Annotated in this window: 12 protein-coding genes; 8 read left to right on the forward strand and 4 right to left on the reverse strand. The window is 59.1% G+C overall.

Annotation, left to right across the window (positions count from 1 at the left end; all coding sequences use genetic code 11):
- Positions 1-43 precede the first annotated feature (43 nt).
- A complete protein-coding gene (locus VEB01_RS03445; RefSeq protein WP_324872828.1) occupies positions 44-619 on the forward strand; it encodes a DUF4124 domain-containing protein in 576 nt (191 codons plus the stop codon).
- Here the strand turns inward: VEB01_RS03445 and pyrF are convergent.
- Positions 609-1,346 carry an orotidine-5'-phosphate decarboxylase gene (gene pyrF, locus VEB01_RS03450; RefSeq protein WP_324872830.1) on the reverse strand — a complete coding sequence of 246 codons (738 nt, stop codon included), beginning with the start codon at positions 1,344-1,346 and terminating at the stop codon, positions 609-611. The genes VEB01_RS03445 and pyrF overlap by 11 nt on opposite strands.
- A 96-nt stretch (positions 1,347-1,442) precedes the next feature.
- Here pyrF and VEB01_RS03455 point away from each other — a divergent pair, with 96 nt between their 5' ends.
- Positions 1,443-2,378 carry an AEC family transporter gene (locus VEB01_RS03455; protein ID WP_324872832.1) on the forward strand — a complete coding sequence of 312 codons (936 nt, stop codon included), beginning with the start codon at positions 1,443-1,445 and terminating at the stop codon, positions 2,376-2,378.
- 2 nt (positions 2,379-2,380) lie between these two features.
- Positions 2,381-3,619: a competence/damage-inducible protein A gene (locus VEB01_RS03460; RefSeq protein ID WP_324872834.1), complete on the forward strand. Its 1,239-nt coding sequence runs from the start codon at positions 2,381-2,383 to the stop codon at positions 3,617-3,619.
- A gap of 22 nt (positions 3,620-3,641) precedes the next feature.
- Here VEB01_RS03460 and VEB01_RS03465 read toward each other — a convergent pair whose 3' ends face one another.
- Positions 3,642-4,091, reverse strand: a complete 450-nt coding sequence (locus tag VEB01_RS03465) for an Rrf2 family transcriptional regulator (RefSeq protein ID WP_324872836.1) — start codon at positions 4,089-4,091, stop codon at positions 3,642-3,644.
- A 263-nt stretch (positions 4,092-4,354) separates the two neighbouring features.
- On the opposite strand from VEB01_RS03465, the gene VEB01_RS03470 reads away from it, so the two are divergent.
- The 5 genes from VEB01_RS03470 (at position 4,355) to VEB01_RS03490 (ending at position 11,247) form a co-directional block, all read left to right on the forward strand.
- Complete coding sequence (locus VEB01_RS03470; protein ID WP_324872838.1) at positions 4,355-5,368, forward strand: multicopper oxidase domain-containing protein; 1,014 nt, start codon at positions 4,355-4,357, stop codon at positions 5,366-5,368.
- Between the two features lie 38 nt (positions 5,369-5,406).
- A complete protein-coding gene (locus VEB01_RS03475; protein ID WP_324872840.1) occupies positions 5,407-7,269 on the forward strand; it encodes a hypothetical protein in 1,863 nt (620 codons plus the stop codon).
- A 216-nt stretch (positions 7,270-7,485) separates the two neighbouring features.
- On the forward strand, positions 7,486-8,223 hold the full coding sequence (locus tag VEB01_RS03480; protein WP_324872842.1) for a protein-L-isoaspartate(D-aspartate) O-methyltransferase: 738 nt from the start codon (positions 7,486-7,488) through the stop codon (positions 8,221-8,223).
- Positions 8,224-8,225: 2 nt separating this feature from the next.
- Complete coding sequence (locus VEB01_RS03485) at positions 8,226-10,703, forward strand: spermine/spermidine synthase domain-containing protein (protein WP_324872844.1); 2,478 nt, start codon at positions 8,226-8,228, stop codon at positions 10,701-10,703.
- 175 nt (positions 10,704-10,878) lie between these two features.
- Complete coding sequence (locus tag VEB01_RS03490) at positions 10,879-11,247, forward strand: hypothetical protein (protein ID WP_324872846.1); 369 nt, start codon at positions 10,879-10,881, stop codon at positions 11,245-11,247.
- A 99-nt stretch (positions 11,248-11,346) separates the two neighbouring features.
- Here the strand turns inward: VEB01_RS03490 and VEB01_RS03495 are convergent, their stop codons facing one another.
- Positions 11,347-13,284, reverse strand: coding sequence for a sensor histidine kinase (locus VEB01_RS03495; RefSeq protein WP_324872848.1), 1,938 nt, complete (start codon positions 13,282-13,284; stop codon positions 11,347-11,349).
- A 230-nt stretch (positions 13,285-13,514) separates the two neighbouring features.
- Positions 13,515-14,699: a pyridoxal phosphate-dependent aminotransferase gene (locus VEB01_RS03500; protein WP_324872850.1), complete on the reverse strand. Its 1,185-nt coding sequence runs from the start codon at positions 14,697-14,699 to the stop codon at positions 13,515-13,517.
- Between the last annotated feature and the right edge of the window lies 1 nt (position 14,700).

Below are 14,700 nucleotides of genomic sequence, written 5' to 3' on the forward strand. Positions count from 1 at the left end.
TTTTGCCGGTCAGACTAAGAACCGTTATTGCTGGAGAAATTCCGTGAAATTGCTTTTTGCTGCTCTTTGTATTCTTTTCGCGAGCCTGGAATCTGCAGGGGCGACGACCCTTTATCGCTGGACAGATAACTCGGGCACCGTCCGCTACGGCAATCACCCGCCCGCAGGCATGAATGCGGCACCGGCCGAGGACGTGCAGCAAGATCTTTATAAAGGTCCGATCGATGCAGTCTGCCGCACTCTAGCCAAGGAACACCTAGGCCGGATTGATCGGGAAATGGCACGGATAAAGTCGATACCGGCCGGTTTGGGACCGGAATACGAGTTCACGCCTGCCGCCAAGCAAGAGTTGATTCTAGATCTGCTCGCCCATCGAGCGGCCTTGCTGAGCGGCAGGAAGGCGTCCGAATTCCGATCTCCGAGCGGACAGGAAATGGAGCGGTTGAAGGAAAAATACCAGCAGGAGAAGGCCCGTTTGCAGAAAACCGTAGAATCAAAGGACGAGACGATCCACGATCAGCGAAGCGAGCTGGAGCGGGAGCGCCGGGAGGCCGAAACCGCACGACATTTCATTTATCATCGGCCTCCAATCGTGGTCCCCCAGATCATCAAGCGTTAGCAGCGGCCTTAAAAACAGCTTCAATCTGCGCCTGCGCCCGTTCCGCCGCCGCGCGAGGGTTTTCCGCATCCCGGATGGGCCGGCCCACGACGATGTAATCGGCGCCATTCAAAAAGGCTTGCTCGACCGTCACGACCCGCTTCTGGTCGTCCGTCGGACGGTTTTCGACCGGACGAATGCCGGGCGAAATCACCAGCAGCTTATTGTCGACTTCCTGCCGCAGTAAAGGGACTTCGAGGCCCGACGAAATCACGCCATCGCAACCCAGAGCCAAGGCACGCCTGGCACGGGAGAGTACCAAACGCTGCACGTTGCATTCGAAGCCGAGATCGTTGAGGTCGCCTTGATCGAGGCTGGTCAACACCGTGACCGCCAAGATCTTGAGATTGCCCTTGGCTTTCGCGGCGGCCTCCATGATCGCGTCGTTGCCGTGCACGGTGGCGAACTCCACGCCGTGGCTGCTCAGGGCTCGTACCGCCCGCGCAACCGTTTCCGGCACGTCGAAAAACTTGAGGTCGGCAAAGATCTTTTTACCCCGCTTTTGCAGCCATTCGATCATTTCGAAGTAATCGCCGGCCATGAACAGCTCCAGACCGATTTTGTAGAAACTCACCGAGTCGCCCAAGCGTTCGACCAGGCTCTTGGCTTCGGACACGCTCGGCAGGTCCAGAGCCATAATGAGGCGGTCTTGGGAAGGTATGGGTTTCTTTGAAAGAGTATCGGTCATGGCTATTCCTCTATTTTCCGGTCGTTCGACCGTTGTAATCTCGGTGTCGGCACTGCGGTTGTTAGAATAACGCCTCCGCAAATCAAGGAGTCGTGAATGGTTTCCGTGCTGATGCAGATGGCCGTGTTGATCTTGTGCGGCGCAATGTGGCGCATTATACGGCCTGGCGGGCTGGATGCCGATCAAACTCGCTTGGTGCTGACCACGGTGGTGTTCCATCTTCTGCTGCCGGCACTGGTGCTTTCCGTGCTGTGGACGGCAGATTTGGGTATCGAGACCTTGAAGATTTCGCTGTTCGGCGGAGGGATCATTCTGTTCGGCGCCGCCATTACCTGGCTGGCCGCCCGTCTCGTCAAGCTAACTCCGGAACGCTTGGGCGCAGCGATGCTGGGCATAGCCTTCTCGAACGTGACCTATATGGGACTTCCCGTGCTGGAGCAAACCTTCGGCCCTTGGGCGCGTACCATTGTCGTTCAAATCGATTTGTTCGCATCCATGCCGCTGGTTTTCACCCTCGGTATCCTGATCGCCCGGCATTACGGCACAGCGAATTCGGAAAGCGATTCGATGCTCCGATCGCTGCTGCTCAATCCGCCGCTCTGGGCTGCGACGGCTGCGCTAAGCCTGAATTTCGCCGGAGTGGCGCAACCCGCCTGGATGGAACGATTTCTGACGGGTCTATCCGCGGCCGTTGTGCCGCTCATGCTGATTTCCCTCGGACTCGGCTTGCGCTGGAATTCCTGGCACAGTCGTAATCTGCCGCTCGCATTGGTCGTCGTGGCGTTCAAAATGGCTGCGATGCCTTTGTTCGGCCTGGGCTTGGGACTCGCTTTGGGATTTAAAGGCGATACCTTGACCGCACTGGTACTGGAGGCTGCCATGCCGAGCATGCTGCTTGGCGTCGTTTACTGCGACCGCTACCGGCTCGATACCTCGTTTTACGCCTTGGCAGTCTCGCTGACAACGCTTTTCGCCATGTTCTCCCTGCCGTTCTGGCATCATCGGTTGGCAGCGATCCATTCCGGACATTGAGCATGCAAAGACCTGTCGCAGAAATCTTCTCGCAAGGTGATGAAGTCGTTACCGGCGAAATTGCCGATACCAATGCGGCCTGGCTGGGACGAGAATTAACAGACCTGGGCTTCGATGTAGCGCGGCACACTACCGTGGGCGATTGTTTGGAGGCGCTGGTTGCCGCGTTCCGGGAGGTTGCCGGGCGTGCCGATCTATGCCTCTGCACCGGCGGATTGGGACCGACTTGCGACGATCTCACCGCCGAAGCGGTGGGCCGGGCTTTCGGTCTGCCGCTCGAACTGGACGAAAACGCGCTGGCTCAGGTCGAAGCTTATTTCACGCGGCTCGGACGCGCTATGCCTGAGGTCAACAAGAAGCAGGCCCTCCTCCCCGGCGGATCGGAACGGCTCGACAATCTGTGGGGCACCGCTCCCGGCTTTGCCTTGCAGGCCGGTCGCTGCCGCTTTGTCTTCATGCCCGGCGTGCCCGGCGAGATGAAGGCGATGTTCTTGCGCTGGGTTAAACCGGATTTGCGCCGGCGTTTCCGATTGTTTCCGGCTCGGTTGGTGATACTGAATACCGTGGGTATGGGTGAATCGGCCCTACAGGAGCGGCTCGATCGCGTCGTTTTGCCGCTCGAGGTGAAGCTCGGCTTTCGAGCCGAAGGGCCGGAAAACCGGGTCAAGCTGCTCTCTCCGGCGAATTTCCCGGAGGCTGAACTCCACGAAGTCGTCAAACACGCCGCCGACACGATCGGCGATGCGGTATTTTCGATCGGGAGCTCCGACAAACCGGCAAGCGACCTGGCTTCGGTGGTGGGTCGCGAACTCGCCGCGCGCCGGTCGACGCTCTATGCCGTCGAAACCCTGAGCGGAGGCAAACTGGCGAACCGCTGCGCCGGCGAGCCGTGGTTTCTCGGCGCGGCCGTCATCCCGGACTCGGCGGGCTTCTGCCGATATTTCGGCATACAGCCGTCCGACGATTTTGCTCAGGGTGCAATCGAGATTGTCCCGCGGCTACGGGAGGAGGAATGCGCGGATTATGTGCTGGTCCAAGTCGCCCGTTGCGATCGGGATATGCTCCTCGACGAAGCCGGAACGGTCGAAGTCCGTTTCGTCCTTGCAGCACCGGACGGCATTTGGCAGCAAACCCGACTTATCGGTGGCGATATCGAGCGCAAACAATCCACCGCCGCGGCTCTCAGCCTCGATCTCTTACGCCGGTACTTCCTGAAAAAGCCAGGTCTCCAGCCCCTGTAAGGTGCGCTGAAAGCGCGCCATCTCAAGCACCGATCGCTCGTCGCTCGGTCAGCAATCGGTTCAACACGGTGCGATTTTTAAGAAGATCCGCCAACGTATAGCGATTTAGAACTTCTTGAAATGCCAAGGCCGCTTCCTGGAGTACCTTTTTCAGGGTGCATCCCGGAATGATTCGGCACGCACTGTGTCCGGGGTCGAAGCACTCCACAATGTGGAAGTTGCTCTCCATGAGGCGTACGACTTCGCCGATATTGACCTCCTCGGGAGGACGTCCGAGTTCTATTCCTCCATGCTTTCCACGCGTGCTCCTGACATAGCCCTTTGCGGAAAGCTCCTGCACGACCTTCATCAAATGGTTGTGAGACATATCGAACACGGCGGCGACCTCGGCGATGGTCACCATGCGGTCGGTGTGTATGCCGACATACATCAGCACTCTTAAAGCGTAATCGGTGTAACGGGTCAGCTGCATTTAGCACCTCGAATGGACGGTTAGGGCAGTTTTACGACATCAATCGGCTTTGAGGCAAATACAGCAACAAAGTATCGACTCAAAATTTTATTGACTTTTTTAGTCATGCCGCCTTGAAATATAAACATGCATATGAGATACACTAGAACCGTAATCATGCATCTCTTATGCATGTTATAGAAGATGTCATCGAAGAAACATCTATTTTTCAACCGGCATTCAGTCCTTGAGGCGGACTGAAACCCTTCTTTAGGAGTGTGACCATGAGTCTCTCGTGTTTTCTCCGACGAATGTCGTTGTTTCTTTTATCGCCTTTACTGTTGGCCGCCTTTTTCATCCCGATCGCACGGGCGGAGTACGTGTCCGCCAAGGCCGATGCGGGCGCGGGGCCGGTGGCGGGCAATACCCATCACATTACGTTGCGCGCGGCGGCCTTGCCTTCCGGGCAACTGGGCTATCAGATGGTGAGCCATAAGATTCGGGCCGCCGGCGGCCAAACCGAGGATGTCACCGCCCGCTACAGCGACAAGCCGACCATTCCGGGACCCGCCATCGTCATGACCGAGGGCGATGTCGCGGAAGTGACCCTGGAGCAAGGCATTCCCAACACCGATCAGCCGGTTAGCCTACACGTGCACGGAGTGCATTTCGATATCCGCAGCGACGGCACGATGAAAATGCTCAACGGCGTTGCCGACGAGGCCGCCTTCCCGGGCAAGCCCTATACCTACAAGTGGACCGCGGCGCCGGGCACCGCGGGCACCTGGGCTTACCACGACCACACCTTCGGCAACCCCATGCTGGGAGCCGAGGACAAAGGGCTATTCGGCACTCTGATCGTCAATCCCCGAAGCGGAAAGGTGCCGGCACTCATCAACGGCAAAATCGAGGAAGTGAACGTCGGCGATATCAAACGCGAGTTCATCCTGTGGATGCACGAGACGACCTTCTGGGGCATGGAGGTCAATAACATCCTGAAGGGCAAGCAGGTTCCGCTGTGGACCAATCCCACGGTAGGCGCCCGTTTCGGCGAGAAAGTCCGCTTCCATGTTATCGGACTGGGAACGGCCTTTCATACCTTCCATTTGCACGGGCACCGCTGGCTCCAGCCCGGCACCACTCATGTCGTCGACACGGTCAACATCGGACCGATCAGTCGTGACGTGTTCGTCGTCCAGGCCGGCGAGGGCGTCGGCACCGGCGACTGGCACTTCCACTGCCACGTCATTCAGCACATGCAGGCCGGCATGATGGGCGACTTCAAAGTCGTCAAATAAGTTCTATCAAAACCACGCTAAAACAAGAGGTTATGAACATGAATAAGTTTCGCAAATTGACCGCCGCCGTCGCCCTGAGTCTCGGAACGATGACCCTCGTTTCCGCCGTGAGCGCCGAAACCGCATCTTCCGAGGACGTCATTCTCAGCGTTCCGGGCGTCATGCCGGTCGCCGCGCTGGAAATGACCGACGAACCCGGCAAGTGGTTCAAGGACCCTACGGACGGCGACAGCCTGGTCGTGGTCAAGCCCGGCGACGCGGTCTTGATCAAGATGACCGATACCAACAGCGAACACACCATCACCAGCCTGCTCTGGCAACCGGGCGCCGCCAAGTTCCCGGTGGATCAGGACAAACCGTCGAGCGCCAGCGTCACCCAGGGCTTCGACAAACCCGGCTTGTACGTGTTCACCTGCAAGGTCCACCCGTACATGTTCGGCGCCGTCATCGTGGACGATCCCAAGACGGAAGGCCTGGATCTGGGCAGCGAAATTCAGCTCGTCACCGGCGCGAAGGTGCCCACCACCAGCGATATCGCCAAGAAGCTGCTGCGGACCTACTTCGTCGCCACCACGCCTTCGCTGTGGCGGGATTACGCCAAGCCGACCTGGGACGTGAAGCTGCCGGCGATTCCCCTCAATCTCGGCGGTACGGTCATCAGTCTCGACGCGCTCAACGTGTCCGTGCCGAACCAGTTGTCCAATCCGGCCACGCCCGGCGTCGGCGAGGTTTGGGTCAACACCCAGTTCGAAACCGTCAAAGGCAAGACCAAGTGGGGCTCAGCCACCCAGGTCGACGCCGGACAATGGACCATCAAGAAAAAGGTCAAGGGAACCGACATCAATCTGAACAATCCCCACAACATGTGGACGGACAGATCGTACAAATACATCTATCAAACCGAATGGTTCGACAAGCGCCTCGTTACCTTCGACCGCGAGACCGGCAAGGTTTACGGCACGCTGACGGTCGGACAATCGCCCTCCCATGCCATGTCGCGGCCTTCGGACGATAGCCTGTACGTGGCGATCAACGGTGAAGACCGTGTGCTGAAGCTCACCGGCGGCGAACACCCGACGGCTCAGGGCAGCATCCACACCGGCCCGAACTCGGGGCCCCACGGCCACCACGTCACCCATGACGGCAAGTACGTGCTGACGCCGAACGCCCTGGCGGGAGCTGTCTCCATCATCGATTTGGACAGCGGCCAAGCCACCCAGGTGCCAAACGTCGGCGTGATTCCCATCGCCATCTGGGGCGACATGAAGGACCAGGCCTATGTCGCCAACCTGCTCGGCACGCCGCCGCTGCTCAGCACGCTGAGCGTGATCGACATCAAGACCAAGCAGAAGGTCAAGGACATCGATCTGGCCGCGGATTACGATCCGATCAGCGGCAAGACGAAAGGCGAGGCTTACGGTTTGCTGCCGATCCAGACCCCGGTCAGCCCGGACGGCAAATACGTGGTCACGGCCAACACCCTGAGCGCGACCATCACCATCGTCGATACGGCGACGCATAAGGTGGTCAAGAGCCTGCCCTGCGAGCCGGGCTGCCATGGCGCCAACTTCGGCATGAAAAAAGGCGGAGGCTATTACGCCTACGTCGCGAGCAAGTTCGCCAACGATCTCATCGTGGTCGATATGGATAAGCTCGAAATCGCCGGCCGCGTAATGCTCGCCGACGCTAAGGATGCCGATATCGTCGCCAACAACGGCATGGGCGGCCAAGGCGTCCTGCCGCTGCCGGTCGCCGATCACGGCTGGATCGAGCAAACCGCCAAACTGTCCGGTTCCGGCAAGCTCAGCGCCGAAGTCGAAGGTTGGCTAGGGGCTTTGACGACGGCCCAGCGAGGGACAGAACTATCCGGGAAATTGGTGCAATCGGAGGCCAAGCACTGATCCGGACACGGTCCCTCTTTTTCCAAGCTTAGGATCTATCCGCCCGCTCGATCGGCACTATGCCGCTCGAGCGGGCGTCGTTTTCGTTTCGACGACACCGCTTCACCTCCCACCCCGAGTCGTAGACTCGACTTTATTCCCGCTTTCACGGATACCAAGGCTCAGGAGCCCCCTCTAACGGTATGATTGGGCGATCGATCAGGAGGAGATTCCGCGATGCCTTTCATTCGCCGTCTACGATTCTCGATCGCGCTGCTGTGCATCGGCCTCTTTAGCGCGGTGGCTCGCGCCGACGAATATGCCGCCAAACGCCAGGCGCTGATCGACGAAATCCGCCGGGAAACCCGCTGGGTCAGCAGCGAAATCGGCAAATCCGCGCTGGATAGCCGGGTTCTGAACGCCATGGAGAAGGTTCCTCGGCACGAGTTCGTGAGCGAAGATCTGCGCAGCATCGCTTATGCGAATCGGCCGCTACCGATCGGTTACGGGCAAACCATCTCCCAACCCTTTATCGTGGCGCTGATGACCGATCTGCTGCGGGTCGAGCCGGATGATACGGTGCTCGAGATCGGCACCGGTTCGGGTTATCAGGCGGCTGTCTTGGCGGAATTGGCCAATCGGGTTTACTCCATCGAAATCGTGCCGGAACTGACTCAAACGTCGGCGGAGCGCCTGAAACGGCTGGGCTACGCCAATGTCGAAACCAAGACCGGAGACGGCTACTACGGCTGGCCGGAACACGCGCCCTTCGACGCCATCATCGTCACCGCCGCACCCACGCAGATTCCGCCGCCGCTGGTGCAACAACTCAAGCCGGGGGGACGCATGATCATACCGGTCGGTGGGCAATTTCTTCCCCAGTACCTAGTGCTCGTGGAGAAAAGCGAGCACGGCAAGGTCTCGACTCGGCAGATCGTGCCGGTGCAGTTCGTGCCTTTGACAGGCGCTCATTAGGCATGAGCCATTCCGCGATCAAACCGCCCGGCGGTGACGATGAACGCGTTCTTCATGCCGCTCCATCCCGGCTGCTTTTGCTGTCCGTCTCCCTGATTTCGGCCGCCGCGCTCGGCTACGAAATCCTCCTGATGCGGCTCTTCTCCATCATCCAATGGCATCACTTCGCCTATATGATGATCAGCCTGGCGCTGCTCGGCTATGGCGCGAGCGGGACATTCCTGGCCCTAACGCAAAGATTTCTATTGCCCCGTTTCGGCGCTGCATTCGTTCTCAATGCGGCCTTGTTCGGTTTGAGTGCGGCGCTGTGCTTTCTGGCCGCACAGGAGGTGCCCTTCAATGCGCTGGAAGTGCTTTGGAGCCCACGGGAATGGAGACATCTCGTCCTGATTTATCTGATCCTGACGCCGCCTTTCTTTTTCGCCGCCAATTGCATCGGCCTGACCTTCCAGCGCTACAAAGAAATCATCGGTCGCATCTATGCGGCCGATCTCTCGGGAGCGGGAATCGGGGCATTAGCGGTGGTCTTGCTGTTGTTCTTGGTGTTTCCGTTGAATGCATTGGTCGTCGCGAGCGGCTTGGCATTCGCGGCCGCGGCCTTGGCTTGGATCGCACTGGCCATGCGGCCCAGCGGACTTGCCATGGCGTTAATCGCCGCCATCCCCTCACTGTGGCTTCTGGTTCATTGGAGCGACGTGGAGTTGCGGCCGGTGGAATACAAGAGCCTCTCCCAGGCTTTGCGCGTCGCCGGGGCGGCTCGAATCGAGGAGCGGTCCAGCCCACTCGGGCTGCTCAGCGTGGTGCGCAGCCCCGAGGTGCCGTTCCGCCATGCGCCAGGCCTTAGCCTGAACAGCCCGGCTCCGGTGCCGGAACAACTGGCGGTCTTTACCGACGGCGAAGGCATGAGCGCCATCAATCGCTGGGATGGGAGCCAGGGTAGCCTCGGTTTTCTCGATTACGTCCCGTCCGCCCTGCCGTATCACATGCTGCCTCGGAAGCCAAAGATCCTCGTTTTAGGCGCGGGCGGGGGCAGCGAGGTGCTTCAGGCGATTTACCACGACGCGGAACGCATCGACGCCGTGGAACTCAATCCGCAAATGCTCGATCTAGTGTCCCGCGATTATGCCGCTTTCGCCGGACATGTTTACGATCACCCCTCGGTTAGCATGCATGCGGCCGAGGCACGGAGTTTCGTCGCCGCTTCGGCGGAGCATTACGATTTGATCCAAATCGCGCTGCTGGATGCCTTCAACACCTCGTCGGCGGGTTCGTATGCGCTGAATGAAAGTTATCTCTATACGGTGGAGGCTCTGCAGGCTTATGTGGCGCACCTGAGACCCGACGGTTTTCTGGCTATCACCCGCTGGGTACGCTTGCCGCCCCGAGACGAGATCAAGCTGTTTGCCACCGCAACCGATGCGCTGGCGCGCTCCGGCGTTGCCGAACCCGGACGGCGCTTGATGTGGATCCGCGGCTGGCAGACCAGCACCCTTTTGATCAAGAACGGCGACATTACGAATCCCGAGATTACCGCTCTGCGGCAGTTCTGTGACGACCGTTCCTTCGATCCTGTCTATCACCCCGGAATTCAAGCGCAGCAAACCAATGTCTACAACTTGCTGAAAGAGCCTTATTTTTTCGAGGCGGCGACAGCTTTGCTGGGCCCCGAACGGGAGTCGTTCATACAGCGCTACAAGTTCGATGTCCGCCCCGCCACCGACGATCGGCCTTATTTCTTTCACTTCTTCAAATGGCCGCTCCTGTCGGAGGCCTTCAAGCTAAAAGGGTCGGGAGGTCTTTCGCTGCTGGACATGGGCTATCCGATCCTGCTTTCAACGCTGCTTCAATCGGCGGTCATCGGCGCCTTGTTGATCCTCGCGCCGCTCCGGTTCTTAAGATCGGCCAGCGAAAGCAGTATGCGTTACGGGCGAAGGCTTGGCATCTTCAGCTATTTCTTCGCGATCGGCCTGGCATTCATGTTCACGGAAATCGTTTACATCCAGAAGTTCATTCTTTACCTCGGCCATCCGCTCTATGCCGTGGCGGTGGTTCTCGCGGGGTTTCTGGTCTTTGCCGGGATGGGAAGCCGGTATGCGGCGGCCAGCCCACGCCAGACCGGACGGCAGATCGCTTGGGCCGCCAAGGCGATTATCGCGGTCTCGGCGGTTTACCTCGTGCTTCTTCCATCGCTGTTCGACGCATCCATCGCGCTTCCCTCCCCCGTTAAAGTTACGGTGGTTCTCGCTTTGATCGCGCCGCTGGCGTTTTTCATGGGCATGCCGTTTCCGCTAGGACTTTCGCGGCTGGCGGCCGAGGCGGAGCATCTGATTCCCTGGGCTTTCGGAATCAATGGTTGCGCGTCGGTTATCGCCGCCATTCTGGCCACCGTATTGGCCATTCATGTCGGCCAGTTCTGGTTATTGGTCGCCGCTTTGTCGCTTTACGGGCTTGCAGCTTTCGCGGGCTTTCAACGTAGCTGACACGTCCGGCGCTTCAGCCGGCGCAGGAACCCAAGCCTCGCCGCCGCGTCTATATCTACGACCGGAACGTGTTCATCGTTTCGAGAAAAACGATAGAGCGGGTCCGGTTTTTTTGTTTCAAATTCATGTTTTGCCGATACGAAGCCCAAGCTTCGCAAGGACGCGAGGTTCTGCCATGAAGTATCTGCTCATGACCTGGATGGTCTTGTTGGCCGGTTGCGCCCCGACGTTGCGGGAGGTGCCCTATACCTGGCAGGTCTACCCGCCCACTACCCACGTCGACATCCTTGATTCCCGGCCCGAGGACAAGGCATTCGTCGAGATAGCGGAGATCACGGCCCGCGCCGACCGGGACGGCGTCGCCGCAATCGTGGACAGGGCCAAAGAGTCCGGCGCCGATGCCGTCCTCTTCGGGCCGCCCTACCATTACGGCGACGTCGCCATATTGTTTGCCGGCGGCAATATCGGAGGCCACTTGGCGGGGCCGATCAGCACCGTTCCCATGACTCGAATCCGCGCCCGGTTGATCAAATACCTGCCGTGAGGGATATCGCCCTGCGATCGGGCTAGCGGCCGCTCGACCTCGCCCCCCTTCAATTCGAGCAGCATCGCCAACCACCGGCACACGCGGCACGGTCCGTCTTTAGATGTCGGCCGCGGCCGATTGGTCGACCACTGAATGCTCCTCGGGAATGCCGGATAGCAGTGGCAGCCGGACGATAAACTCGGAGCCCTTGCCGATGCCTTCGCTCTTCGCCTCGACGCTGCCACCGTGCAGATCGACCAACTGTTTAACGAGGCTAAGGCCGATGCCCAGCCCGCCTTTCGAGCGATCGAGGGAGCGGTCGGCTTGAGCGAAAAGGTCGAAAATGCGGGGCAACACCTCGGGACTGATACCCAGACCTGCATCCCGCACTCGGATGACGGCCTGCCCATTCTCTTCGGTTGCCGTTAGCCAAATCTCTCTGTTCGGCTCGGAATATTTGGCGGCGTTGTTAAGCAAATTCGACACGACTTGCGCAATCCGGATCAGATCGCCTTCGACCCAAACCGGTTCGGAAGGCAGGGCTAGACTGATCCTGTGGCCGTGGGACTGGATCAGCGGGCGGCTGGTTTCCATGGCGTGATTAACGATGGTGGCCAGTTCGAGCGGTTGCTTGTTCAAGGTGATCTTCCCGCGACTGATGCGGGATACGTCCAGAAGATCGTCGACCAGACGGATAATGTGCCGCGTCTGCCGTTCGATGACACCCTGAGCCCAAGAGAGCTGCGGTTCGGCGCCGCCAGTCCGATGCAATACCTGCACGGCGCTCATAATCGGCGCCAGCGGGTTGCGCAGCTCATGCGCCAGCGTGGCCAAAAATTCGTCCTTTTGCCGATCGGCGGCGGTCAATTCCTGGGTTTTGCGAATTAGGGCGTCCTGAAGCCGTTTCAGCTCCGTGATGTCGAGGTTGATCCCCGCCCACACTGTCACCTTGTCCTCGGCGTTGCGGATCGGGACGCCGCGGCTGAGAATGCAGCGGTAAGAGCCGTCCGCGCCTCGGATGCGGTACTCGTGATCCCAGAAACTGCCGGTTTTGACGCAGTGCCTCCAATGGTCCAGGATGGGCTGCAAGTCCTCCGGATGCAGACGGGACGTCCAGCCGGATTGCCTACTCTCTTCCAGGGTCATTCCGGTCATTTGCAAAAACGAATCACTCAAGTAGCGGATATTCCCGTTCGCTTCGCAAACCCATGCTCCGAAAGGAATCGACTCGCCGATGGCGCGATAAAGCGCCTCGGATTCGGCAAGAGCGGCCTCCGCGCGGCGATTTTCCGTAACATCCCGAAAGATCAGGACCACACCCAATAGCCGGCCGTCCTCGTTGCGAATCGGTGCCGCGCTGTCGTCGATCGGAATCTCGCGCGCGTCTTTGGCAATCAGCACCATATGATTCGCAAGGCCGACGATGGCTCCGGTTCTCAAGACTTTCTCGACGGGGTTTTCGATCGGTTTGAGCATTTGCTCGTTAACGATGCTAAATACTTTTCCGAGCGGCTGACCTCGCGCTTCGTCCTGCGTCCATCCGGTCAGCGATTGCGCCACAGGATTGAGCAGCTCGACACGGCCTTCGGGATCGATGACGACTGCCGCATCGCCGATGCTGGTCAAGGTTACGAAGAAACGGTCGCGCTCGGCGCGTAGTTGTTCTTCCGCCCGTTTTCGTCTGAAAATCTCGTCTTCCAGCGCCTCCCGCGCCGCGAGCACGGTTCGCCACGCATGGGCCAGCAGGGCTATGGAAATGCCCACAACAAAAAAAGCGGACAACCGGATCCATTCTGCCGTGGCCCCGATCCATAAGGAGTCAAGTGAAGGTATGGTGAGATAAATGCCCAGCACCGCGCCGAAAAGCGTTGCGAGCAGCCCCGGGCCGAACCCGCCGTAGACGGCGCCTAACAGCACGGGAAGAAGAAAAGGCGTCAATATTATGGAAGCGCCTTCGTACGATTCCCGCAAAAGCGATACGACAAGCGTTACGGCAATAACCGCGCCGAGCGTGAGGGCATAGGCCGATACGGAAGAAAGTCTCGGGTGAAACATGACGGAGTCCTGTTCATCAACACCGCGGGGTTCTGATGAGCGGACTGCTATGGACTGAATGGCAGCAGCCGTCCTGGGCACTCCGCATCACCGGCCCGATGTTAACATGGTTCAGCCGGTGAAACTGATAAATGGCTAGCCCGTAATGGTCTATCGGGCTGAGCTCAGGAAAATAGCTTGGCGCGGTGGAAGCGGCGAGGACGCCGCTTCCACCGCGCGAAATCGACGGATTAAGCCAAGCCCATCTTCAGCCGCTCCATGGCTTTCTGAAGATTGGCCATGCTGGTGGCGATGGAGAGGCGCACATGGCCCGGAGCGCCGAACGCGGAACCCGGGACCACGGCAACGCCGCCATGCTCGATGAGGTGTTCCGAAAGGCCCAAATCATCGGAAATCCCGGGCATGCGATCAATCACGCCCTGCACATTAGGCAGCACATAGAACGTCCCGTCGGTTTCGAGGCAAGATACGCCGGGAATGCCGTTCAGCTCATTTAGCACATAATCGTGCCGTTCCTTGAAAGCCTTGACCATCTCGCCGATGAAGGACTGGTCGCTGTTCAAGGCGACTTCGGCCGCGACCTGAGAAATGGACGTCGGATTGGAGGTGCTTTGCGACTGGATGTTGGTCATCGCCTCGATCAGCTTAGCCGGTCCCGCCGCATAGCCGATACGCCAACCGGTCATCGAATAGGCTTTGGATACGCCGTTCAAAACCATGGTGCGGTCGTACAGTTCCGGGCATACGTTGAGGATATTGCGGAAGCTGCCGGCTTTCCAGACGATGTGTTCGTACATGTCGTCGGTGGCGACAATCACATCGGGATGGTCTTTCAACACCTCGCCCAGGGCTTTGAGTTCCGCCTCATCGTACGCCATGCCGGTCGGGTTGGACGGGCTGTTGATGACGAACAACCGGGTTTTCGGCGTCAGCGCCGCTTTGAGTTGGGCGGGCGTGATTTTGAACTTCTGCGACTGCGGGGCGTCGATAATGACGGGGACGGCGCCCGCCAGGAGCACCATATCCGGGTAGGAAACCCAGTACGGCGCCGGAATGATGACTTCATCGCCCGGATTCAGAAGCGCTTGCGCCAGGTTGTAAAAGCTCTGCTTGCCGCCGCAAGATACCAATACTTGCTTAACGTCGTAGTCGAAGCCGTTTTCCCGCTTGAACTTTGCGACCACCGCCTTTTTGAGGCTAGGCGTGCCGTCGACCGCCGTGTATTTGGTGAAACCGTCCTGAATGGCCTTGATGGCGGCCTGTTTGATATGCTCCGGGGTATCGAAATCCGGCTCGCCGGCTCCGAGGCCCACGATGTCTTTGCCGGCGGCGCGCATGGCAGCCGCTCTCGCGGTCACGGCCAAGGTAGGAGATGGTTTGATCGACTGTACGCGGTCGGAAAGTTTGATGTTCATT

It is taken from the genome of Methylocaldum sp. (genome assembly GCF_035627495.1).
GTDB lineage: Bacteria > Pseudomonadota > Gammaproteobacteria > Methylococcales > Methylococcaceae > Methylocaldum.

What these genes read in the sequence shown, in the direction of transcription:
- VEB01_RS03470 (WP_324872838.1), top strand. Translation starts at nt 4,355, where the DNA reads ATGAGTCTCTCGTGTTTTCTCCGACGAATGTCGTTGTTTCTTTTATCG.
- VEB01_RS03465 (WP_324872836.1), bottom strand. Translation starts at nt 4,091, where the DNA reads ATGCAGCTGACCCGTTACACCGATTACGCTTTAAGAGTGCTGATGTAT.
- VEB01_RS03490 (WP_324872846.1), top strand. Translation starts at nt 10,879, where the DNA reads ATGAAGTATCTGCTCATGACCTGGATGGTCTTGTTGGCCGGTTGCGCC.
- VEB01_RS03455 (WP_324872832.1), top strand. Translation starts at nt 1,443, where the DNA reads ATGGTTTCCGTGCTGATGCAGATGGCCGTGTTGATCTTGTGCGGCGCA.
- VEB01_RS03500 (WP_324872850.1), bottom strand. Translation starts at nt 14,699, where the DNA reads ATGAACATCAAACTTTCCGACCGCGTACAGTCGATCAAACCATCTCCT.
- VEB01_RS03475 (WP_324872840.1), top strand. Translation starts at nt 5,407, where the DNA reads ATGAATAAGTTTCGCAAATTGACCGCCGCCGTCGCCCTGAGTCTCGGA.
- VEB01_RS03485 (WP_324872844.1), top strand. Translation starts at nt 8,226, where the DNA reads ATGAGCCATTCCGCGATCAAACCGCCCGGCGGTGACGATGAACGCGTT.
- VEB01_RS03480 (WP_324872842.1), top strand. Translation starts at nt 7,486, where the DNA reads ATGCCTTTCATTCGCCGTCTACGATTCTCGATCGCGCTGCTGTGCATC.
- VEB01_RS03495 (WP_324872848.1), bottom strand. Translation starts at nt 13,284, where the DNA reads ATGTTTCACCCGAGACTTTCTTCCGTATCGGCCTATGCCCTCACGCTC.
- pyrF (WP_324872830.1), bottom strand. Translation starts at nt 1,346, where the DNA reads ATGACCGATACTCTTTCAAAGAAACCCATACCTTCCCAAGACCGCCTC.
- VEB01_RS03460 (WP_324872834.1), top strand. Translation starts at nt 2,381, where the DNA reads ATGCAAAGACCTGTCGCAGAAATCTTCTCGCAAGGTGATGAAGTCGTT.